Annotated in this window: 18 protein-coding genes and 1 pseudogene; 12 read left to right on the top strand and 7 right to left on the bottom strand. The window is 70.1% G+C overall.

The annotated features are described in order from the left end of the window. Nucleotides 1–213: 213 nt before the first annotated feature. From PUR56_RS20170 to PUR56_RS20155, 4 genes are all read right to left on the bottom strand, one after another. The gene (locus PUR56_RS20170) at nt 214–1,851 is read right to left on the bottom strand and encodes a glycoside hydrolase family 13 protein (protein ID WP_329875945.1); all 1,638 of its coding nucleotides are present in this window, start codon (nt 1,849–1,851) and stop codon (nt 214–216) included. Between the two features lie 63 nt (nt 1,852–1,914). Beyond that, entirely contained in the window at nt 1,915–2,805 is an 891-nt protein-coding gene (locus PUR56_RS20165) for a carbohydrate ABC transporter permease (protein ID WP_329875944.1), read from the bottom strand. A 14-nt stretch (nt 2,806–2,819) separates the two neighbouring features. After that, a complete protein-coding gene (locus PUR56_RS20160) occupies nt 2,820–3,794 on the bottom strand; it encodes a carbohydrate ABC transporter permease (protein ID WP_443034535.1) in 975 nt (324 codons plus the stop codon). 186 nt (nt 3,795–3,980) lie between these two features. Next, nucleotides 3,981–5,381 (bottom strand): extracellular solute-binding protein, encoded by a 1,401-nt coding sequence (locus PUR56_RS20155; RefSeq protein WP_329875943.1) that lies wholly within the window; start codon nt 5,379–5,381, stop codon nt 3,981–3,983. A gap of 665 nt (nt 5,382–6,046) precedes the next feature. Here PUR56_RS20155 and PUR56_RS20150 point away from each other — a divergent pair. The 4 genes from PUR56_RS20150 to PUR56_RS20135 all read left to right on the top strand — a co-directional run bounded on the left by PUR56_RS20150 (nt 6,047) and on the right by PUR56_RS20135 (nt 9,722). Further along, nucleotides 6,047–6,844, top strand: a complete 798-nt coding sequence (locus PUR56_RS20150; protein ID WP_329949944.1) for a VOC family protein — start codon at nt 6,047–6,049, stop codon at nt 6,842–6,844. Continuing rightward, on the top strand, nt 6,784–8,556 hold the full coding sequence (locus PUR56_RS20145; RefSeq protein ID WP_329949943.1) for a recombinase family protein: 1,773 nt from the start codon (nt 6,784–6,786) through the stop codon (nt 8,554–8,556). Before PUR56_RS20150 ends, PUR56_RS20145 begins: the two co-directional genes overlap by 61 nt. Before the next feature lie 417 nt (nt 8,557–8,973). Continuing rightward, nucleotides 8,974–9,222, top strand: coding sequence for a hypothetical protein (locus tag PUR56_RS20140; RefSeq protein ID WP_329875942.1), 249 nt, complete (start codon nt 8,974–8,976; stop codon nt 9,220–9,222). A 2-nt stretch (nt 9,223–9,224) separates the two neighbouring features. Beyond that, nucleotides 9,225–9,722: a hypothetical protein gene (locus PUR56_RS20135; RefSeq protein ID WP_329875941.1), complete on the top strand. Its 498-nt coding sequence runs from the start codon at nt 9,225–9,227 to the stop codon at nt 9,720–9,722. A 461-nt stretch (nt 9,723–10,183) separates the two neighbouring features. On the opposite strand, the gene PUR56_RS20130 is transcribed toward PUR56_RS20135, so the two are convergent. Further along, nucleotides 10,184–11,407 (bottom strand): helix-turn-helix transcriptional regulator, encoded by a 1,224-nt coding sequence (locus tag PUR56_RS20130; RefSeq protein WP_329875939.1) that lies wholly within the window; start codon nt 11,405–11,407, stop codon nt 10,184–10,186. Between the two features lie 168 nt (nt 11,408–11,575). Here PUR56_RS20130 and PUR56_RS20125 point away from each other — a divergent pair, with 168 nt between their 5' ends. The 4 genes from PUR56_RS20125 (at nt 11,576) to tgmC (ending at nt 15,147) form a co-directional block, all read left to right on the top strand. Next, nucleotides 11,576–11,857 carry a hypothetical protein gene (locus tag PUR56_RS20125; RefSeq protein WP_329875937.1) on the top strand — a complete coding sequence of 94 codons (282 nt, stop codon included), beginning with the start codon at nt 11,576–11,578 and terminating at the stop codon, nt 11,855–11,857. Between the two features lie 908 nt (nt 11,858–12,765). After that, entirely contained in the window at nt 12,766–13,044 is a 279-nt protein-coding gene (gene tgmA / locus PUR56_RS20120) for a putative ATP-grasp-modified RiPP (RefSeq protein WP_329949942.1), read from the top strand. Nucleotide 13,045: 1 nt separating this feature from the next. Next, on the top strand, nt 13,046–14,017 hold the full coding sequence (tgmB, locus tag PUR56_RS20115; RefSeq protein ID WP_329875933.1) for an ATP-grasp ribosomal peptide maturase: 972 nt from the start codon (nt 13,046–13,048) through the stop codon (nt 14,015–14,017). After that, a complete protein-coding gene (gene tgmC, locus PUR56_RS20110) occupies nt 14,014–15,147 on the top strand; it encodes an ATP-grasp peptide maturase system methyltransferase (protein ID WP_329875931.1) in 1,134 nt (377 codons plus the stop codon). Before tgmB ends, tgmC begins: the two co-directional genes overlap by 4 nt. Before the next feature lie 109 nt (nt 15,148–15,256). Here the strand turns inward: tgmC and PUR56_RS20105 are convergent, their stop codons facing one another. Further along, on the bottom strand, nt 15,257–15,508 hold the full coding sequence (locus PUR56_RS20105; RefSeq protein WP_329875929.1) for a winged helix-turn-helix domain-containing protein: 252 nt from the start codon (nt 15,506–15,508) through the stop codon (nt 15,257–15,259). A 161-nt stretch (nt 15,509–15,669) separates the two neighbouring features. Between PUR56_RS20105 and PUR56_RS20100 the strand changes: the two genes are divergently transcribed. The 3 genes and pseudogenes from PUR56_RS20100 (at nt 15,670) to PUR56_RS20090 (ending at nt 18,097) form a co-directional block, all read left to right on the top strand. Beyond that, entirely contained in the window at nt 15,670–16,008 is a 339-nt protein-coding gene (locus tag PUR56_RS20100) for a hypothetical protein (RefSeq protein WP_329875927.1), read from the top strand. A gap of 492 nt (nt 16,009–16,500) precedes the next feature. Next, nucleotides 16,501–17,551, top strand: a pseudogene (locus PUR56_RS20095) (LLM class flavin-dependent oxidoreductase). A gap of 180 nt (nt 17,552–17,731) precedes the next feature. Beyond that, nucleotides 17,732–18,097 carry a DoxX family protein gene (locus PUR56_RS20090; protein ID WP_329875923.1) on the top strand — a complete coding sequence of 122 codons (366 nt, stop codon included), beginning with the start codon at nt 17,732–17,734 and terminating at the stop codon, nt 18,095–18,097. A gap of 68 nt (nt 18,098–18,165) precedes the next feature. Here the strand turns inward: PUR56_RS20090 and PUR56_RS20085 are convergent, their stop codons facing one another. Further along, nucleotides 18,166–20,868, bottom strand: coding sequence for a helix-turn-helix transcriptional regulator (locus tag PUR56_RS20085; RefSeq protein ID WP_329875922.1), 2,703 nt, complete (start codon nt 20,866–20,868; stop codon nt 18,166–18,168). Nucleotides 20,869–21,485: 617 nt separating this feature from the next. Between PUR56_RS20085 and PUR56_RS20080 the strand changes: the two genes are divergently transcribed. Next, on the top strand, nt 21,486–22,067 hold the full coding sequence (locus PUR56_RS20080) for a TetR/AcrR family transcriptional regulator (RefSeq protein WP_329875920.1): 582 nt from the start codon (nt 21,486–21,488) through the stop codon (nt 22,065–22,067). Nucleotides 22,068–22,164: the final 97 nt, after the last annotated feature.

Here is a 22,164-nt window from a genome sequence, read left to right as displayed (position 1 = left end):
GGGCGGTGACCGAGCCGACATCATCTGGATCCTCCGGGGAGGGCCGACGAGCTCAGGACGGGCGACGGCACCGGACCGGCCGGCGCCGCCGGGGAGGGCAGGGAGCGCAGGGGAGCGCAGGGGCGGCCGTGGCCGGCCGACCGCTTCAGCCCTTTTCGGTCGGATCCTGCGCCCGGCAGGATCCGCGAGGGAGGGCCCGGTGATGGCGGGCCGTCACCGCGACCGCAGCCAGGCCGCGGCGTCCACGGGAAGGAGGTTTCCGTCGAGCGGCCGACTGGTGAGCAGGACGGTGTCGTGCGCGGGCAGGACGACGGGCGCCGGGGAGAGGTTGACGACGCAGGCGAACTCGGCGCCTCGGCGGAAGGCGAGGACGCCGCGGTCGCCGGGCAGCCACTCGAACTTGTCGCCGCGCAGACCGGGCGATCCCCGGCGGATCCGGAGCGCGGCGCGGTACAGCGACAGCACGGAGTCCGGGTCGGCGCTCTGCGCCTCCACCGTCAGCGCGGCCCAGCCCTCCGGCTGCGGCAGCCACGGTTCGGTGCCCGCTGGCGAGAAGCCGTACGGCGGGAGGGGGCCGGACCACGGGAGCGGGACGCGGCAGCCGTCCCGGCCGGGGTCGGTGCCGCCGGAGCGCAGGTGCATCGGGTCCTGGAGACGATCGATCGGGAGGTCCTCCACCTCGGGCAGGCCGAGCTCCTCGCCCTGGAAGAGGTAGACGGCACCCGGCAGGGCGAGGGAGAGCAGCGCGGCGGCGCGGGCCCGGCGCAGGCCGAGGGCGACGTCGGTGGGGGTTCCGAAGGCCTTGGCCGCGAAGTCGAAACGGGTGTCCCTGCGGCCGTAACGGGTCACCGTGCGGGTGACGTCGTGGTTGCAGAGGACCCAGGTCGCGGGGGCCCCGGCCGGGGCGTGCAGGGCGAGGGTGGAGTCGATGGACTCGCGCAGCGCCTCCGGCTCCCACGGGCGGGCCAGGAAGTCGAAGTTGAACGCGGTGTGCAGCTCGTCGCGGCGCAGGTAGCGGGTGAACCTCTCGGCGTCGGGCAGCCACACCTCCCCGACGAGGATGCGCTCGCCCGGGTAGGAGTCGGCGATCCTGCGCCAGGACCGGTAGATCTCGTGCAGCTCCTCGCGGTCGGTGAAGGGATGGGGGTCCACCCCCTTGCGGAAGTCGGGCAGTTCGGGGTCCTTGACGAGGAGGGCCGCGGAGTCGATGCGGACGCCGGCGGCTCCGCGGTCGAACCAGAAGCGCAGGATCGACACGTGCTCGCTGCGGACCTGCGGGTGGGCCCAGTTGAGGTCGGGCTGCTGGCTGGCGAAGAGGTGCAGGTACCACTCGCCGGGCGTTCCGTCCGGGTCGGTGGTCCTGGTCCAGGGGCAGCCGCCGAACTCGGACTCCCAGTCGTTGGGCGGCAGTTCGCCGTCCGGGCCGCGGCCGGGGCGGAAGTGGAACAGCTCGCGCTCGGGGCTGCCGGGGACGGCGGCGAGGGCCCGCCTGAACCACGGATGCTCGGCGGAGACATGGTTGGGGACGATGTCGACGATGGTGCGGATGCCGTGAGCGAGCGCCTCGGTGATCAGGTTCTCGGCGTCCTCCAGGGTGCCGAACAGCGGGTCCACGTCGCGGTAGTCGGCGACGTCGTAGCCGCCGTCCGCCATCGGGGACGGGTACCAGGGGTTGACCCAGATGGCGTCGACGCCGAGTTCGGCGAGGTACGGGAGGCGGGACCGGACCCCGGCGAGATCCCCGGTGCCGTCGCCGTTGCCGTCGGCGAAGCTGCGCGGGTAGACCTGGTAGATCGCCGCGTCGCGCCACCAGGCCGGGTGCTCGGGCTGGCGGCTGGAGTTCTGTCCCACGGTGGGGGGTCCTTTCGACCGGACGGGAGGGGCGTGGTGGTCGACCGCTTCCGGGCGGGGCGCTCAGCCCTTGAGGCCGCCGGAGGTGAGGCCGGACACGATGCTGCGCTGGAAGATCAGGAAGAAGACGATCGTCGGTGCGGAGGCGATGGCCAGGGCGGCGATCACGACGTTCTGCGGCAGGCCGGTGGCGAGGGAGCGGATGCCGATGTTGAGCGTGTGGTCGGCCGGGTCCGGCAGGACCAGCATCGGCCAGAGGAAGTCCTTCCAGACCGCGACCACGGCGAAGATGGAGACCACGCCGAGGATCGGTCGGGACATCGGCAGCACGATCGACCACAGGGCCCGGGTCGGTGAGGCGCCGTCGATCGCGGCTGCGGCCAGCAGGTCCTCCGGGACGGAGTCGAAGAACCGTTTCAGCAGGAAGATGTTGAAGGCGTTGGCGACGGTGGGCAGCCAGATCGCCCACGGGGTGCCGATCAGGTTGAGGTGGAGCAGCGGGAGGTCCAGCACGGTGAGGTACTGCGGCACGATCAGGACCGCGGAGGGGACCATCAGGGTCGCGAGCATCATGCCGAGGATCACGTTGCCGAGGATCGGCCGCAGCTTGGAGAGCGCGTAGGCCGCGGCGACGTCGAACACCAGCTGGAAGGCGAGCGCCCCGAGCGCGTAGTAGAGGGTGTTGGTCAGCAGGCGGCCCATCCTGAGCTGGCGCCAGGCCTCCGCGTAGGTGCCCCAGTGGATCTCGGACGGGAAGAGGGTCGGCGGGCTCCGGATCACCTCCTGGGTGCTCTTGAGGCCGCCGGTCACCAGCCAGTAGAGCGGGCCGACGAAGACGGCGGTGAAGACGAGGACCACGAGGACGAGCACCGTCCGGTAGACGGCCTTCCCGAGCGGTCGGTCGAGCTGGGTCTGTGCGACGAGCGTCCGGGTCCGGGGTTCGTTCGCTGCCATGGCCGGAGCCCTTCCTAGTCGTCGGTGCGGCTGAGCCGCGTGTACAGGGCCGAGAAGCCGGCGAGGACCACGAGCATGACCAGGCCCATCGCGGAGGCGACGCCGTAGTTGTTGCCTCCCATGTCGAAGGCGTACTCGTAGACCAGGTAGACGACCGACATCGTGGAGTTCTGCGGGCCGTTCCCACCGGTGAGCAGGAACGGCTCCACGAAGACCTGCATGGTGGAGACGATCTGCAGCAGCAGGAGGAGCGAGAGGATGAGCCTGGTCTGCGGGACGGTGACGTGCCAGATCTTGCGGAACAGGCCGGCGCCGTCCAGGTCGGCCGCCTCGTACAGCTCGCCGGGGATGCCCTGCAGGGCGGCCAGGTAGATGAGGGTGGCGCCGCCCATGTTCATCCAGGTGGCCGCGACGACCACCGAGACCATCGCGGTGTCCGGCGAGTTGAGCCAGGCGGAGGTGGGGAGGTGGAGGGTCGTCAGGATCGAGTTGAAGAGGCCGTACTCCGGGTCGTAGAAGTACTTGAACAGCAGCACCGCGGCGACGGGCGGCATCATCACCGGGATGTACACCAGGATCCGCAGGTAGGCCCTGGCGTGCCGGAGCTCGTTGAGGAGCACGGCCACGAAGAACGGCACCGCGAAGCCCAGGAGCAGCGCGAGCGCGGTGAAGAGGAAGGTGTTGCGCCAGGCGGTCCAGAAGTCGGGGTCGCCGAAGATCCGTTCGAGGTTCTCCAGCCCGACCCACGTGGTCTTTCCGCGTCTGGTCTTCTGGAAGCTCATGACGACTTCGCGGACCATCGGGTACCAGGTGAAGAACCCGAAGCACACCAGGGCGCCGAAGAGGAAACCGTGGGCGGAGACGTTGCGGCGGACGGTCCGGCCGAGTTCCGGACGCTTGGGCGAGCGGCCTCCGGAGCCACCCGTGCGGTCGGCCGGGATGCGACTGGCCCGGCGGGTGGTCTTGTAGGGGGAGATGGTCCCGGCCATCGGTGCTCCTGGTGTGCCGGCTGGACCGGCGGGTCGGGCGGGTCGGCGGTTCCCGGTCCGCCGGTCTGCATGTCCGTCGGTCTGCTTGTCGGTCGGTCTGCTTGTCGGTCGGTCTTCGTATCCGTGTGTGTCCGTCGGGGTGGCCGTGGGCGGCTGAGGCCCGGGGCGGGTTGTCCCCCGCGTCGGCTAACCGAGGCTCGCCAGGACCTTGTTGGCCTGGGACTCGGCGTCGGCGAGCAGCTTGTCGATGTCGGCGCCCCGGTCGGTGAGCACGGCGGAGACCGCGTTGTCGAGGACCTTGTAGAGCTGCTGGGCGTTGGCCGGCTCGGTCTTTCCCGGGACCTGATCGGAGATGTAGGGCGCGTAGTTCCGGACCGGGACGGTTGCACTGGCGGCCTTGGCCGCGTTGTCCGCCGCGAGGGTCGAACCGGTGAAGAAGTTGGGCTGAGGGATGCCGACGGGCAGGTTGTCCGACCTGTTGCGGGCGTAGTCGAACTGGCCCTTGCCCATGGTCAGGTACTTGAAGGTGACCCAGGCGATGCCGGCCTTGATCTGGTCGGGCGTGGACCCCTTCTTGAAGAGCCGGGTGTCGCCGCCGAGCAGGGTGGCCCTGCCTCCTGGCATCGGACCCATGCCGTAGTCGGCGTAGTTGCCCTTGAGGGTCTGGACCATGTACGTGATGTCGTCCGGCGCCCCGATGTACATGCCGAGCTTGTCGGTGGAGGTCTGGGTCATCAGGTCGGGCCACTTGAGCCCCTGGGCGGCGCCCATCGTGCCGTCGGTCCAGCGCATGTCGTGGAGGTTCTGCAGGACCTGCTTGCCCTCGCGGGTGTTGAAGGCGGCCTTCCTGCCGTCGTCACCGGTCATCCTGCCGCCGAGGCCGTACAGCTCGGCGGTGAAGTGCCAGCCGCCCTGGTTGGTCGCGCTGTACTCGCCGTAGCCGTTGACGCCGTTGCCGAGCGCGGAGATCTTCTGGGCGGCCGTCCGGATCTCCGCCCAGGTCGTCGGCGGCTTGTCGGGGTCGAGACCGGCCTGGGTGAAGAGCTTGCGGTTGTAGATGAGGCCCATCTTGTAGTTGGTGACCGGGAGGCCGTAGAGCTTGCCCTCGCTCCTGAGGGTGTCGAGCACCGAGGGGTCGATGTCCTTCAGGGCCGGGACGGTCGTCTCGTTGACGTACGCGCTGATGTCCTCGACCGCGCCAGCGTCGAGCGCCTGGCCCAGGTCCGTGAAGTAGGCGTAGAAGAGGTCGGGTTGGGTCTTGCCGGCGAGCTGCGCGGTGAACTTGGCGGGCTCGTTGCACGGTGAGGCGTCGGTGGCCCTGATGGTGACGTTCGGGTAGGTCTTGTTGAACTCCGCGATGTCCTCCTCCCACTGCCTGCGCTCCCCCGGCTTCGTGGTCGGCGGCTGGCAGTCGGCGCTGATGGTGACCTTGGCGGACGGGTCCAGCGGGGCCTCCGCTCCGTTCGGCGCGCCGGGGTCGCCCGAGGAGCCGCTGTCGGCGGAGCTGCTGCACGCGGCGGCCGGGAGGACCAGGGCGCCGACGGCCACGGCGGCGAGGGATCTGCGGAGAAGCCGATTCGTCTTCATGGGAGAGAGGACCCTTCTACAGGCACGGCGGGCAGGGCCGGTGCCGGGGCGCGGGGGAGCCCCGGTGTTCCGGTGGGGATCGCCCCGGTCCTGGTGACGGGGGCGGGGACGTGCGGAAGCGAGGCCCGCGCACTCCTGGACTGCGCGGCTCGGACGCCCCGGGGGCACGTCGCGGACCCTCTCGGGACCTGTCGGCGACCACCCCTCGGCGCGCCGCTCACTTAACCATCCCGTCCAGATGACCACAAGATGTCGACAGAATTTCGCAAAAAGAAGATAGCCCGCTGCGATGCCCCGGCGACCTGGCCGGCTGCGGCCTCCGCCGGCTACACACTCACCCCTCCCTGGGATCTGCCGGCGGGTCACACCTACCGCACTTCGCCGCCCGAACACTGCCGGATCACCGCCGGACCACCGCCGGGGCCGCCCACCAGCGGAAGGCCCGGCTCCACGTCCGCAAGATCCACTCTCCGCTACTGCATGAAGTCGGCAAATCTTAGAAAGAACCTTGCATGCATCTTGTGAGGTGCTCGGCGAGCGCGCTCTACTGTCACGACACCTCCTCCCCGGAGAATCGAGCACCGGATGTCACGGAGCACCACGGATCCCTCCCAGGCCGGGATATGTGTTTGTCGACGCGGGACGGCATGCATAGGGTCGGCGGCATGACGACACGGCTTGTTCAGATTTCGATGAATGCCCGGGACGACTCCGCGGTCGGCCGGTTCTGGGCGGAGGTACTCGGCTGGGGCATCGACAGCGAGGGCCCCGGTGTGACCAACCTCGAACCCGTGGGCTTCGTCTATCCCGACCCCGTCGCCGTCTGCATCGACGTCGTTCGCGCCACCGACCCCAAGACGGTGAAGAACCGTCTGCACATCGACCTCGCCACCACCTCGGCAGCCCATCAGACGGAGCTGGTCGCACGGCTGAAGGCCCTCGGCGCGACGCCCGCCGACGTGGGCCAGGGCGACGTGCCGTGGACGGTCCTGGCCGACCCCGAGGGCAACGAGTTCTGCGTGCTGGAGCCCCGCGAGCGCTACCTGGACACCGGGCCGATGGCCGCGGTGGTGGTCGACTGCGCGGACCCGAGGGCCATGGCGGGGTTCTGGGGCGAGGCGATGGACTGGACCGTCCACGAGGTGACGGACGACCAGGCCGTGCTGCGCTCCGCCAGGAGCGTCGGCCCGTACCTCGAATTCATCCGCACCCCCGACGAGAAGACCGTGAAGAACCGTCTCCACCTCGACCTCCGCCCGTACCCCGGGGGCGACCGGGTCGAGGAGGCGGCGCGGCTGCGGGCTCTCGGCGCGACGCCCGCCGACGTGGGCCAGGGCGACGTGCCGTGGACGGTCCTGGCCGACCCGAACACTCCGGATTCATGGTTCTGGAGTGAGCCCCGGTGTCGACCGCCACCCTTGCCCGTGACAAGCGGATATCGTCCCCCTCTCCCGAGGGCATGACCACTGCAAGGAACCTGCCCGGCACTGAGGGCACCGTGTTCTCCGGGCGCCTGCGTGGCGTCTCGGCTATCCGACTGTCCGTCCTGACGGACGAGACCACCAGCCCCGAACGGCAGCGCGAGGCCAACGACCGCGCCGCCGAGATGAACAACATTGACTTCGGCGAGGATGACCAGCGCCGGGAAGCTGTCGACCTTGACGTGTCGGCGAGCAAGACCGCTCCGTGGGAACGTCCGGAGCTTGGCAAGTGGCTCGCGGACCCCGACAGCTTCGACGTGATCGTGTGGTGGCGCTTTGACCGCGCCGTCCGATCGCAGCAGGACATGCACAACCTTGCCGAGTGGGCGAGCAAGCACCGAAAGATGATCATCTTCGCCGAGGGCGTCGGCGGAGGGATGCAGCAATTCGACTTCCGCAACCCGCTCGACCCGATCACGCGCATGATGCTCAATCAGTTTGCTTTCGCTGCCGAGATGGAAGCGTGGTCCATCAAAGAGCGCGTCATGGGTGCGCAGGCTGCCATGCGCAAGATGCCGTTCCGGTTCAAGGGCGGTCGCCCGTCCTACGGGTACAAGATCGTTCCCATGCCCGCAGAACACGGCGGGGTCGGCAAGACGCTCGCGCAGGACGAGAGCGCCGTCAAGATCATCATTCGCATCATCCGGGACATGCTGAACGGCAAGACCATCACGCGGATTTGCCAGGAACTGGAGCACGACAAGGTTCCGACCCCGCGGGACCACTGGTCGGTGAGCCGGGGCCGGAAGACCGGCGGCAGGACCGGCGGCGCGAAGGGCGAGAGCAACACCCGGGACGTGTTCAAGTGGGTGCCCACGGTCCTTAAGAAGATCCTCACGAACCCTGCGCTACTGGGCTGGAAGATGCACAACGGCGACCCGATCCGGGATGCCGAGGGCGCCCCGATCCTGTCGACCGAAGACCCGATCCTGACGCGCGAAGAGTTCGACGTGATCGGGAAGCTGTTCGACGACCGGAAGCGGACCGAGCCCCGAGCCATCCCCTTGGACGCTTCCAAGTTGCTCCGGGTGATCCACTGTGGCACGTGCGGATCGCGCATGTACCACCAGACCAACAAGAAGCAGCAGCGCGCGTACACGTGCGGCGGGCACCTTACGCGGGTCAAGTGCGCTGCCCCCATGACCATCCGGGCTGACTGGGTCGAGGACTACGTAGAGCGGGAGTTCCTGGCCTTGACCGGCCGTATCCGGATTCAGCGGACCATCATCACGCCCGGGTATGACCCGACACAGGAGCTTGCGCACGTCCTCGCCGAGTACGAAGCCCACCAGGAGGAGAAGGGAGAGCAGAAGTCCGCCGCGGCGAAGGCAGCGTGGAAGAAGCGGGCAACAGCACTTGACAGCCGCATGGCCAAGCTGGAGGCGACCCCCGCCCGCCCCGAGATGCGCGAGAAGGTCGACACGGAGGAGACGTTCGCCGATCTGTGGGCTACGTCGGACGACACCGCTCGCCGGCTGCTGCTGCTCGACGCCGGGGCACGGCTGGAGATCCGTAAGGGCGTACGCGGCGGGTGGCGGACGCTCGACCCGCGCCGGGTGGCGTTCGCAGTGACCGGGGACCTTGACCCCGCGGTGGAGTCGTGGGCCGGGCTCCGGGACGAACTGACCATGACGCCCGAAAACGCTCCCGCGGAAGGCAGCCGGATGCGCCTCGCCGAGCCCGTCGGGGCGTAGGGCATCGGCGGGGGTGGTGATGGGTGACGTTCGAAGGGGTGTTTTCTGTTTTATCTAGACACCCGTGTGTGTAGAAGAAACTAGAAATCACGTCTCCAACGTCACCCATCACCACCCCTCGGGCCCCGCGGGAATTCGTCCCCCTCTTCTACCCCCAGGAAGAGAGAGCGGGACGGAACGACCGGACGGCGCCGCACAGCGGGCCCCGGGATATCGTCCCCCTCTTCTACTCCCGAGAGAGGGAGCGCAGGACTACCGCGCACCGCACTGAGGGGAACCGACAGGCCGAGTGCCCGCCCCTACACCCGTACGGCCTGCCCGCTCATATGGGACAGGACCAGCTTCACCGCCCCTCCCGAAGCCGTCGGGCAGGGGCTTCTTCATGCCGTCGACAAGCAGCCCACCGGAGGTAGCACCGTGAGCAACCCTGGCAGTCACACCTACACCTACGAGGACCGGGCGACCGCGAAGCTCCGTCTGCGCGCCGACGCGTTCCAGTACGACTCCACGATGGAGCACCTTGCCGAGATGAAGCGCGACCGCCCCGAGCAGTACGACCAGATGAACCCGATCTCCCGTATCTCGCTCGGTCACTACGAGATCGCGAAGGCTGCCGCCGTGCAGCTCGGCCGCAACGTTTCCGCTCCCACCGATCGTGAGGTCTGACCATGAACCCCGACGTTTCCAAGGCTGCCGACAAGCTCGCCAAGCTGCGCGCCCAGGCCGACAAGTTCACGGCTCCGCTCGCCGAGGCCGAAGCCGCCCTGGCGGTCGCCGAGGAGGCCGAACAGGCCCGCCGTGCCGAGCGAGCCGCCGAGTACGACCGCGCGTTCGCCGCTTCGTGGCGTGAGCGCGCACAGCAGGCCAGCGACGCCGACAAGGCCAACCGTGAACGGTTCGTCGAACTGCTCGCCGAGGAACCGTGGTTCATGGCCTACATGGCGTCCCGGGCCGAGCGGTACAAGCGGGAGAAGATCATGCACGCTGCCCAGCGAGCCCAGTCCGCCACCGGCCAGAATCCCACTGTGCCAGATCCACGCATGTATGACCTGCGCCTGGTGGACGACCTCATCGAGACCACCGAGCGCATGGCCGCTGAGATCGGCGCGGACTACGCCGAGGAACTGGACGCCAAGCGAACCGCCTACATCGAAGCGACAGACTGACATGGCCGTTGACGCACTCGACCCCGGCCCGGACGGCACCTATCCGTACTTCCCCCGGGACGCGCAGGGACGGCCCGTATGGTCCGACTCCCCAACTGGCCTGCCAGTAGCCAACGGTGGGGCGCCGATGCCTCGCGGCGTACAGCCGATGCGCGACCCCCACGATCCCGGCCGGCTGCTGGCCGTGGACGTGACGCCGAGGCAGTCGGACGGCCGCCCGATTGATCCGCCGGTGATTCCTCCGCGGGCTCCGGCATGAGGCGCACGTCCGACGCGTGACCGACCGACACAGGGTTGCAGCCCTGGGCCTACCCCACCCGGGGGCCTCCCCTCTCCTGGCCAGAAGCGCGGGAGGGAGGCAAGAAACTCGCATGGCTCATTAGACCATTCTTGCGGACCATTACGGCCCCACTTCGATTCCCTAATCGGATTCGAAGTGGGGCCATTTTGTGTTCCGCCGATCAATCCGCAGGCTCTATCTGGAGTCGCATTTCTTCATATGCTTCCCTGAGGTCGCGCGCATCGGAAATCTTGCCGGTCTCAACGGCATTTACCACTTCTAGGGCACGCCAGTGATTTGACGGTGCCACCCGACCTGAGAGCATTGCGCGCTGCGCCGCATAGCATGCTTCATCAAGGCGATTGGTGGTTACCAAAGAGAGCGCGAGATCAATATTTGCCGAGGCCACTCGGCGAGGCCACTTGGTCAGGTCGTCCGGCGGCGAAAGCCGCGAAATAACCTCTCTTGCATAGGTTTCTGCCGCCGGATCTCCGAGCCATGCCAGAGTGGTTGCGGCGTACGCAACAGCTTTTGCAGGGTCGTACTGAAAATGATGCTCTGGCTGATCCGGCGTGCCGATGGAAGAGGAAAGAGATTGCACTCGATCTATTGCCGAATATGTTTCATTCGAATATCCAAGCCGCGCGAACGCCCGCCCCTGCTGAGCGATGGCTTGAATTTCAACTGAGCTTCCGGCCGGAGCCAACTGCTGGGCTGTGGCGCTAAGTTCCGCCGCCCGCGAATAGTGGCCATCGGTTAGTACTCGCCAGGCGTCGGTTTCAAAGCACCAAGCTTGAATTTCCGAATGTCCGGCATGCTGCGCCAAGGTCATTGCCGTCCGCAGCCTGGCTGTTGCAGCATCTTGCTGGTTCAAATCAATGTGCAGCGTGGCGCCGAGCAGTGAAAACCATCCACCTATGACCAGCAGTTGCCGGTGTTCCTCCAGAGTCTTTCTTGCATCCATCAAGCTAGTCACATACGACGAATACTTTCGCACCTGGCCCAATAGCTCATGCGGAGCCACGGTCGGATACTTTACGGCCAGGTCGTGAAAGGTCAGTTCTAGCCGTTCAATAGTTTCTTTTCCAACATCGCTGGCTGAAACCCTGCGCGCCAGCTCCAAGGCGTCGATTTCGTCGTCATAGGCCGGCGGTACGGTTGCGGAAGCCCGCATAACCTGCGAGCGCCCCTGATCCACGCCACCGTACAGAATGTCGTCAAGCTCGGCCAGCGTCACCCTCAGCACCTTGACAAGAGTGGGGCGCTGCCAATCCTGCGGATCGACTTTTCCGCTTTCCCATCTCGCCACCGTCGAGCGGTCAACACCCACGCTCTGAGCCAAGGAATCCTGAGTGAAACCAAGGGCCTTGCGCCTTTCGATAAAGGCCCTGCGCCGAGCTGCCATGTCGCCTCCCTGTCTCTGAGTAACTGTTCTAGCAGGTCAGGGCACTCGATGCAGTAACTATGAGACAGGGATGCCACAAGAGTGCGTCATCCATGCTCTGTTCACGCGGGGCCTTTGACCCTGAACTGGTGCCTCGCCCAACGTCCGGCAGTGATCGGAGGGATTGTGATGCGGCACAAAGCAGCTGCGATCAGCGCTGCCCTGGCAGCCGTGGTCGGACTCGGACCGGCCGTCATGGTGTTCGCCCTCGGCAGGCTCGACCCGCAGACCGGGCGCCGTTGGGTGTGGGCGTTCCTCGCCCTGGCGGTGGCCATGCTCGGCATCGTGTACGGCGGAGACTGGGAGACCTGGTTCCGTCGCCGAAGACAGGCGAGGACGCGCGTTCGCAGGGCGTTGCGCCACGGCTCGGCACTGTGCCGCGAGGCTCGGCGCGGGCGTACCGGCTCATGAACCTAGAGACCGGGATTCTCCCGCTGGTGCCGGACGGGCTCCGCTGGGCCTCGGGCTGGTGCTTCCCCTGCGGAGTGACACGGGACGTGGTGCCCATACCGGCGATAGGGCTTCGCACGGTCATGACGGTCTGTCGCTGGCACCACGGCCAGTACTCGGCGCGGTTCGTCCGCACGGTCCAACTCCGGCCCTGGTACGGGCTGCTGATTCGTCCGCGTGTCCGTCCCGAGCCGTCCAAGTCTCCCGGAGTGATTCCCCCGCGCTCCGGGTCGCCCGTCGGTCCCACCCGGCGGAAGGGCGCGTGCGGCGGCGCGCGTCGGTGGTCCTGGTTCAGCCCCCCGGCGCGGACCAGGACCACCCTTAGGGCCCCGGCGGGTGCCTGTCTGCCGTCGGGAAGCACAACCCCCGCCCTGGTGACGTGACGAGTGGACGGCACGGACGACCAGGGCGGGGACCCAGACCGAGAACTAGCGGCGGAGAACAGCGGATGTACAAGTGCCCCGAGGGCGCCGGACACAAGGTCGAGCGGGCCGAAGAGTCGGGCGCCGTGCAGAGCGGTCCGGGTGGGCCGGTCTGGCGGTGCACGACGTGCGGCCGGTGGGGTGCCTTCCTCACCGACGAGTGGGCCGAACTGTTCCCGGGCGAGCCGGAGTTGTTCCCCCCTCGGGTGGACGCAGCCCGGCGAGCCGGCCCCGATCCGCAGGGCGTACCCCCTCGGGCGCGGAAGCTAGCGCCCCACGATCACCCGTCCTGGCGGACGGAAAGGGAATCACCCGCCAGGACGGGGCACCACTCCCGCCCCGGTGTCACGTGGCTGTGTCGGCCGGGGTGGGCTTGCCCCGCACCCTGCGCTCCCGCAGGGTGGTTGAACCTACTTGGCACCACCACGACAAGGAGGAACAGCACATATGACGACCACACCCGCCCCTTGGGGTGTACAGCGCATGGCGCCGTACGCACCCACCCTCGCGGTTCCGCAGTACACGCCCGTGATCGACCCCGAGACGCAGATTGCCGTGATCGTGAGCGAGCACGGCCGGACGGTCGAGATGGGCGCGCACGGCACCAGCACGAACCAGACCGGCCCGACCACCACGGGTGGCGGCGACGGACAGAACGGCGGGCAGAACGTACCGTCCGACGTGGACACCATGCAGTCGAACGACCAGGACCAGGGCACGGGCTGACATGACACCGGATCGGGACGGGGCCGTACTGGTCCTCACCAACCCGTACGACGTGACCGCGGACCTGGTGTTACGCCGCTTGGCTGACCGCCGGGTGCCGGTCGTCCGTGTCGACCCCGGCGCCGATCTGCACGCGGGTGCCTCGCTGTCCGCCCGCTACGGGACAGGTGGACAGCGGGGCTCCCTCTGCACTGCAAGCCGGACGCTCGACCTGTCCAACGTCCGGGCCGTGTGGGTCCGCAGGCCCTCGCCCTACGACCCCCCTGCCGGGATGGCGGAGCAAGAGGGCAAGTTCGCTGCCGCACAGGGGTTCTGGGGCACCGGGGGCATCCTCGCGTCACTTCCCGGGGCGCACTATGTGAACCACCCGTGGCGCATCCGCAATGCGGAGTACAAGCCGGCTCAGCTCTCGGCGGCGAGCCGGAACGGGTTCCTGGTGCCAGACACGATCATCACAGCGAACCCGGACGAAGCTCGGGAGTTCTGCACCTCCCAACCTGGCGGCGCGGTCTACAAGCCCTTGTGGGACAGCCGGTACCGGGATGCCGAGGGCGCCCTGCAACAGGTGTGGGTGCGCGGGGTCGACCCGTCTGAGATCACCGATTCCGTGTCCCTGTGCCCGCACCTGTTCCAAGCCAAGGTGTCGAAGGTGTTCGACGTACGGGTGACTGCCGTAGGCGACCGCCTGTTCGGGGTCCGCGTGGACAGCCCCGATCTTGACTGGCGCTACCGGCAAGACCTGATGACGTGCGCACCGATCGAGATCCCCGAGGCGGTCGTACGTTCGGTTGCGGCTTACCTTGACGAACTCGGTTTGGTGTACGGCGCGTTCGACTTCGCCGTGACCTCTGACGGTTCCTGGTACTTCTTTGAGTGCAACGCAAACGGCCAATGGGCATGGCAGCCGACGGAGACAACTGCTGCTATCGCCGACGCCCTCGCCGACCAACTACAGAAAGGCCCCGACACGTGAGCACATCGGCCGAACTCCGCGCCGCCCTGGTGGACGGGTTCACTGGTGACGACATGGTCACCGATCCGGCGTGGAACCGCGCCGCCAAGTCCGTCCCCCGGGAACTGTTCGTCGGGTCCTACTTCCTTCCCGTGGAGGGGACCGCCCCCACCGAGTACCGGCCCGTCCAAGAGGGCGAACCCGGTTGGCTGGCGGGCGTCTACACGAATCAGACCCTGATCACCCAACTCGACGGCCGTATCAGGCCCGAGGACGGTACGGCGAGCGGTTCGCCGTCTTCGTCGTCCACCCTGCCGTCACTGGTGCTGCGCATGTGGCACCAGCTCGACACCGAGGCCGGGCACCAGGTGTTGGAGATCGGTACCGGCACCGGCTACTCGACCGCTCTTGGTGCGTACCGCCTCGGGGACGCCAACATCACCAGCATTGAGTACGACCAGGCCGTGGGGGAAGCGGCTGCTGCGGCACTCAAGTCCGCCGGACACGCACCCCGGCTGATCATCGGTGACGGGCTGCTCGGTGACCCGGACGGGGGCGAGTACGACCGCCTCATTGCCACCTGCTCGGTTCGGTACATCCCGCAACCGTGGCTCTACCAGGTCAAGCCGGGCGGAAAGATCCTGGTCACCCTCTCCGGCTGGTCGTACGGGTTCGGCCTCGCGCTGCTCACCGTGACCGAGCCCGGCAGTGCCACGGGCCGGTTCCTGCCTGGGTGGACGAGTTTCATGATCGCCCGTCCGCACGACCGGCCGCCCCGTCAGAGTCTCGCGCTGCTGCCTGGCGACGAACGCCCGAGCCGGATCGATCCCGAGATCATCAGCACGTGGACCGGTGGTTGGGTGGCTCAGCTCGCGGCACCCTCGGCCGAGCGGATGGGTGCGGGCGGGCAACAGATCCTCTCGGACGTGGCCACGGGATCGCAGGCCCGGACCATGCCCAACCCTGACGGAGGGTGGACCGTGATTCAGCGCGGACCGCTCCGACTCTGGGACCAAGTGGAAAGCGCCGTTGAAGCCTGGCAGGCGGCCGGCGAGCCCCACCAGGACGGTTTCGGCATCACGGTCTCGCCCCTCGGCCAGCGCGTGTGGATCGGCAGCGAGGCCGGTCCAGGTTGGAACCTGCCGATCTGAGCCGGATACCCGGAGCCGGGACGCAGGGGCGCCAATGGAAGAACCACCCTTGCCGACTCTCGCGCCCAACTCGGCCCCGTCCCGCTGGTCTCCGGCAGGGCGGGGCCTTCTACTTTTCGGGGGTCTGCTCGGCCACGTACGTCCCGCGTTGCGGCACGGTGTAGACGTACCCGCCTTCGCGCAGATGCCGGACCGCTCGACGGGCCGTGTCCCGGGCCACACCCCACCGCTGGATCAGTGCCGACTCGGACGGGATCGGACGGTTCGCCGCGAGTACCCCGGACTCAATGTCGCGGATGATCTCCGCCGCAATCTGCTGGTACGGCGGGGTGGGTGCGTCGTAGTCGATTTCCGAGGCCATGGGCCAAGGGTAGACAACGGGCAACATCCCGAGCTATTGGCATACGTAGGTAGACGAGGGTAGAGGAGTTGCTTTACCGTCGAACACGAAAGAACCCCCGGTGCCGCTTAGGACCGGCTCCGGGGGTCGAGCGTCCGACAGCTTTAGGGAGCTGACCGAACATGCGACACCTTATCGCCCGTGCTCTGCGTACCGCCCTGCGGCTGGTCCTACCGGCCCACGGACAGCACCGCGCCGCCCCGGTCGCCCCCGAGCCCACCCCGAAGCCGATCCGGGCCGTTCCCGCCGGACTGAGCCTCGCCCCGTGGGTCGAGCCGGAGAACTGGAACGCGAGCCCCCTGGTACGTCCCTACGTCGACCGTGCGGCATGGCTCGCCGAGCTGGACGAGATGCAGCGCCAGTACGAGCGGCGCGAGGCCCTGCGGGCGGTCGCCGAGAAGCTGCCGGACACCGGGCACACCTTCCCCGGTGCGCACACCCTCGCCGGGGCGGTGGCGTGATGACCCTCGCTGCTGCCGAGAAGCCCACATGCGGCGCCCCTCGCCCCGGGCAGTACGACGGAGCCCCGTGCGGCCGTGACCCGTTCCACGGAGACGACCACGAGAACGCCCACGGCGAAACGTGGCCCCGCCTCGCTCCGGTGCGCTGTGTCCGCTGCAAGGGGCCTGCCCCGAAGCCGGTCCCCGTGGGCCACCAGGAAGCCGCTAGCGGCCCCGGGTACACCCTGTGGGCGTGCTCGCTGGACTGCCCGCAGTAGTACCCCCTCGGCCCCGTCCGGTACCGATCCGGGCGGGGCACTCTCGGCCCTGCCGTAGAACCCCTAACATCACCTCTCCGGAGATCCCGAGGGCAACGAGTTCTGCGTCCTCGCCCCGCGCTGACGCGGAGCCCGACGACACCCGGCCCGTGGGCACGGCCGCTCCCCCACGGCCGGTCCCCGGTGGTCGGCGCCGGGGACCGGCCGGGCAGGTGGCCTTTTCCGTCGTACGGGAATGAGCCGGGCGGCAGCGCCCGTTGTGGCGGGAGTGACCACGACGCCGCCCTTCCGACTGTCGGTGCTGGACCGTTCCCGGACCCGCAGGGGGGAGGAACCGGCCCGGGCGCTGCGGGACACCGTGGCCTTCGCCGTCGAGGCCGAGCGGCTCGGCTACCACCGGTTCTGGGTGTCCGAGCACCACGGCGTCCCGGGCGTGGCCGGTTCGGCCCCGACCGTGCTGGCCGCAGCGGTGGCCTCGGCAACGGAGCGGATCAGAGTGGGGACGGGCGGGGTGATGCTCCCCAACCACCAACCGCTGGTCGTGGCCGAGCAGTTCGGTGTGCTCGCCGCCCTGTTCCCGGGCCGGATCGACATGGGTCTCGGCCGTTCGGTGGGGTTCACCGACGGGGTACGGCGGGCGCTGGGCCGGGAGAAGGACTCCGCCGACCGGTTTCCCGAGCAACTCGCCGAACTGCTGGCCTACTTCGATGCGCCGTCGAGCGCCCCCCACGGCGTTCACGCCCGGCCGGCCGAGGGTCTGGACGTACCGGCGTTCGTGCTGGCCACCGGCGCCGGCGCGGACGTCGCGGCCGAGGCCGGGCTCCCCCTGGTGATCGCGGCCGCGCGAGGGCAGGAGCGGATGTTCGAGGCGATCGACCGCTACCGGGAGCGCTTCCCGCGCCTCCCGGCCGTACGTCGTGCTCTCGGGTACGGTCGCCGTCGCCGGGTCGGAGTCCGAGGCCCGCGACCTCCTCGTCCCCGAGGCCTGGGCCGCCGCCCACTCCCGGACCCACGGCGAGTTCCCGCCGCTGGCCCCCACCGGGGAGATCCTGTCCCGGACGATGACCCCGCGCGAACGTGCGGCGTTCCAGCAGTCGCTCACCGGCCACATCGCGGGCACCCCTCAGCAGGCGTGGGCCCGCCTCACCGAGCTGATGGAGCGCGCCGCGGCGGACGAGTTCCTCCTCGCCACCAGCACCTACGACCGCGACGCGCTGTTCACCTCCTACCGCCTCCTCGCACAGGTCGCCGGTCTGACGCCGCTCCCCGCGGGGACCCAGGACTGACGGCGGGGACGGCGCGGGCCGGGCGCGACTGTTCCGCCGACCGGGTCGCCGACCCTGCGTCCCCCTTCGTCGCGGCCGCCCGGGTCGGTCACGGACGGCACGACGGCTTCCGCTCCGGGCGCCACATGGTTACTCTTCGGTAATCGAGCCCGGGCGCCGGCCCGTACCTGGAGGAGCACCATGCCGACCCTGCCCCGATCCGCCGCTCTCCTGAGCGGCCTGCTGCTCGGCGCCGGGGTGGCACACTTCGCCGTCCCCCGCCCGTTCGACGCCATGGTGCCCCGCGGCCTCCCCGGTGATCCGCGCACCTGGACCCGGCTCAGCGGGGTGGCGGAGCTCGCCGTCGGCGCGGCGATCGCCTGCCCGCCCACCCGCCGGGCCGGAGCGCTGGCCGCAGCCGGCCTGTTCGTCGCGGTCCTGCCCGCCAACGTCAAGATGGCCCGGGACTGGCGCCACCGTCCCGCACCGCTGCGCGTCGCCGCCCTGGCCCGGGTACCGCTTCAGGCTCCTCTGATCGCCTGGGCCCTGCGGGTCTCCCGCCTCTGAGCCACGCCCCCGGGCCACGCGCCGGAACACCGTCTGCGCACGGCGAGGCCGGGGTGGGCCCGCGACGCCTACTGCTGCAGTACCGCCACCAGTTGGGAACGCCGGGCGATCCGCAGCTTCCGGTACGAGTTGGTGAGGTGCGTTTCCACGGTGCGGAGGGTGAGGCACAGCGCGGAGGAGATCTGGGCGTTGGTGTTCCCCACCGCCGCCAGTTCGGCCACGCGCCGTTCGGCCGGGGTCAGGGCGTGCCCGCCGTTCCTGCTCCGTACCCCGCCCTCGCGCAAGGCGTCCTGGGTCAGGGCGAGGAGACGGCCGACGGCGGCCGGCCCCCCGGCCCCCGGAGCGGCCCCCGAAGCGGGCGCGGGGGCCGGCCGCAGGGCCACGGCGTGCGCCTCCCGCAGCGTGTCGCGACCCTTGCGGGCGCTTCCCGCCTCGATCTGGGCCCGGCCGAGGTCGACCAGGACCTCCGCGAGTTCCACGGGCGCGGCACTCGGCCTGAGCAGTTCGGCGCCCTCGGTCAGCGAACACAGCGCCAGCCTGCCGCCCACGGCCGCGGCGTACGCCCGCAGCGCCCGGCCGACGGTACGCGCGGTGCCCCAGGTCCGGGCGTGGCGCAGCTCCTCCTCGGCGAGTTCGCGGGCTTCCTGCCGCCGCCCGAGCCGGACCAGGGCGAACGCCGCTCCCGAGCGCCACGGCGTGGCGACCGGGCTGACGAAGTCGTGGGCGCTCTGGCCGGCTCCGCAGGCCAGGTAGTCGTCGAGAGCCGCGTGCCAGTCGCCGTCCGCCGCATGCAGCACGGCCCGCGTGTAGCTGAGCTCGTTCCACTCCCAGGAACTCTCGCTGCCGCGCTGTCCGGCGAGGGCCACGGCCTCCCACGCCCCGGCGCGATCGCCCTTCTCGTACCGGGCGGACGCCACCATCGCCGACAGGTGCGGCAACCGGACGCCCCGCTCACCGGCCGCCTCCACCAGCGGCGCGTTCTCGGCGACGACGCGGTCGAACGCGCCCTCCCAGAGCGCCGCCTCGGCCCGGACGCTGAGCAGGCACTGCACACCGACGTCCGTCAGGGCCGGGGGGACGGAAAGGCCGGGCAGGCACAGGCCGGTCAGCTCGCGGGCCTCGTCCAGACAGTCCGCCCACTGCAACAGGGTGGCCGCGCTGCCGAACCAGGCCGTCCGCAGACGCGGGTCGACCCGCGTCGCCAGGCGCGGTCGGATCCGGGCGAGTGCCTCGGCCGCCGAGCAGAGACCGGCGCCGGCCTCGTACTCGGTGATCAGCCCGCACACCAGCGGCTCGATGGCGGGGGGCGCCGTAGGGGCGAGCGCGCGCAGGCCGGCGACGGCCCCGCGCCACTCGTCGTTGTCGTGCGAGGCGACGAGCGCGCCGAGGGTCTGCAACACCTGGACCAGTTCGTCGTCGGCGGCGGCGCGACCGGCCTGGCGCAGGACCCGCATGGCGGTGTCGGGGTCCCGGACCGCGACGAGGGCCGCGCTGAGGGCGGTCGCCGCGGCGGCCCGTTCCCGGACGTCGGTGTGCAGTTCCAGTCCGGTGTGGAGTCGACGGATACCGGCCGTCGGGTTGTTCGCAAGCTCCAGGGCGCCGAGGCGCACGGTGAGGGCGGCGCGCCGGTCCGGGTCGAGCGTGCCGCTCAGGGCGTGGCGCAGGTACGCGGCGGACTGCGCGACGTGACCGTTGCGCGCGGCTTCCTCGGCGGCCTCGGAGAGCGCGCGGGCCATCCACGTCGCGCCGGGCCGCTCCACGTGCAGGAGCCGGGAGGCCACGGCCGTCGCAGGGGCACCGCTCTCGTCGAGCAGTTCCGCGACACGGGCGTGCAGTGCGGCGACCTCCTCCGGATCGGCGGCGGCGAGCACGGCCCCGCGGGCGAGGGGGTGACTCAGCAGTGCGTCCAGGTGGTGCGCCGGCCGCTCGCCCGGGGCTCGCGCGGACGTGCAGAGGTCGCAGAGCCGGTGATCGGGACCGGGGCCGGCAGGCGGGTCGCCCTCCGCCGCGACGGCGAGGGCGAGACAGGCGTGGCGTAAGCACGGATCGGCCTTCCTCAGCCAGTCGGCGATCGTGTCGCGGTAACGGCCGTGCGGCCTGGCGGACTTCGGGCCGGACGGCGGTCCGCCGCCGAGGTCGGCGATGAGCGCCCGTACCAGGGCCGGGTTGCCGGCACCCGCTTCGACGCAGGTCGCGGTGTCGTCCCGGTCCAGGTCGGCGGCCCGGGCGAGGCGGACGACGGTGGACTCGCTGAGGGGGCGGAGGGCGACGGCCCCGCCCGTGGAGGGTGGGAAGGGCACCGGACCGGGCTGGTCCGCGCACTCGGTGACCACCAGCAGGGCGGGGATCTCGGCGATCCGGCGGGCGAGGTAGCCGATCCAGCGCAGGGACGGCTCGTCGGCATGGTGGAGGTCGTCCACCACGAGCAGGACCGGCCGCTCGGCGGCGGACCGGGTCAGTCGCGTCACCAGGCGGTGGAACAGCCACTGTTCGTCCATCCCGGTCGGCACCGAGAAGGGCACGGCTTCGTCGTCCGTGAAGAGCTGCCGAACGATTCCGAACGGGAACGCCGTCTCCTCCGCCACGCCGCGCGCCCGGCCGACGCGCATCGCGCCGCGGCCGGACTCGCGGCGGACGATCGTCTCCAGCACCGCGGTCCGCCCCATGCCGGCGACCGGCGCCGAGAGGAGGATCCACCGGCCGCTGCCCGCACGCGTGGCTGCCGCGGCTGCCGCGGCCGTGCCCAGCACCTCGTCGCGTTCCAGGAGCATCCGTTCCCCACCCCCTTCCCTGCGGGTGGGCCCGATCCGGAGGTGGCCGCCCCGGCCGTCGGGCCCGGGACCTCCCCTCACCGGGGTACCGGTGGTGACGGTGAGCGGGACGCCGTCGCGGGCGCCGGGACGCGGAGGTGCGGGGGCAGCGGTGCGGTTCACGGGGGTACCTGCCTCACGGATCGGATCGGGAGGATGGCGAGGGTGATGACAGCACCGCCGTCGAAGGGGCCGACGGCGAAGGGACCGACGGTCGGCGGCAGAGCGGTGACGGTACCAAGGACGCCGAGAACCTCCGCGCAGGAGCAGGCTCTCCGGGCAGCCCTTCGGGCATCCGGGCCGGGCCGACGGCCCGGTCCGTGCCGTGCCGGCGCCGAGGCCGGAGCCGAGGCCGGTGACGGCCGTGCCGGTCGTGGCGGGCAGCCGGAAGGGCAGCGTCACGCCGGCGACCGGCACGACGGAGGCGACGGCGACGGCCTCGCACGAGGTGGCGGTCACGACGTCCCTCCCCGGCGTCAGAACTATCTAACATCCGTTAGATAAGCTGGCGGGGGTACTCTAGGCCAGCCCCGCGGCCCCGGCAAGGCCCGCCGAAGGGGCCCTGATCAGGAGGCGTAGTGGCGACCCGAATGACCCCGCAGGAGCGGCGGCTGTCCATCCTCGACACCGCGATGGACGTGGTCTCCGAGGAGGGCTACAAGGGCCTGTCGCTGCGCGAACTCGCCCGCCGCTGCGGCATGTCCGCCCCGGGCGTGATGCACTACTTCCCGGACATGCCCACCCTGCTCCTCGCCCTCCTGGAGCACCGTGACGGGATCGACGGCCCGCACCTCTACGCCGTCGTCGCGGGCAGCCCCGACCTGCGCTCCGCCCTCGACGCGATCGTCGACTACAACGCCTGCCACCCGCGCCGGGCCCAGCTGTACGCCATGGTCCAGGCCGAGGCCCTCGACCCCGCCCACCCCGCTCGCGCCTACTTCGACGGCCGCACCGAACTCCTGATCCGGGAGGCCCGCAGCCGCGTCGACACCGACGCCGCGCCGGAACTCCTCCAGGTCGTGCCGGCCGTCCTCGACGGCCTCCAGCTGCACTGGCTCATGGACCCCGAAGGCTTCGACCTGCGCACCCAGTGGGCCGTCGTCGCCGACGCCCTCTTCGCCCACTACACACGCCGGCCCGCGGTCGGCACCGACACCTGACCGGCCGCCACCGGCCACGGCCCCGCCGGCGGAGGCCGGCGCTCGGGCCCGATCTCGGCCCAGCTGGCGGCGTTCATGCCCCCGGGGACGGTCACCC

The sequence above is a fragment of the Streptomyces sp. BE303 genome, assembly GCF_036290945.1.
In the GTDB taxonomy this organism is placed as follows: Bacteria; Actinomycetota; Actinomycetes; order Streptomycetales; family Streptomycetaceae; genus Kitasatospora.
Note: the sequence above shows the minus strand (reverse complement) of the source record. Positions and strands in the feature narration are given on the sequence as shown.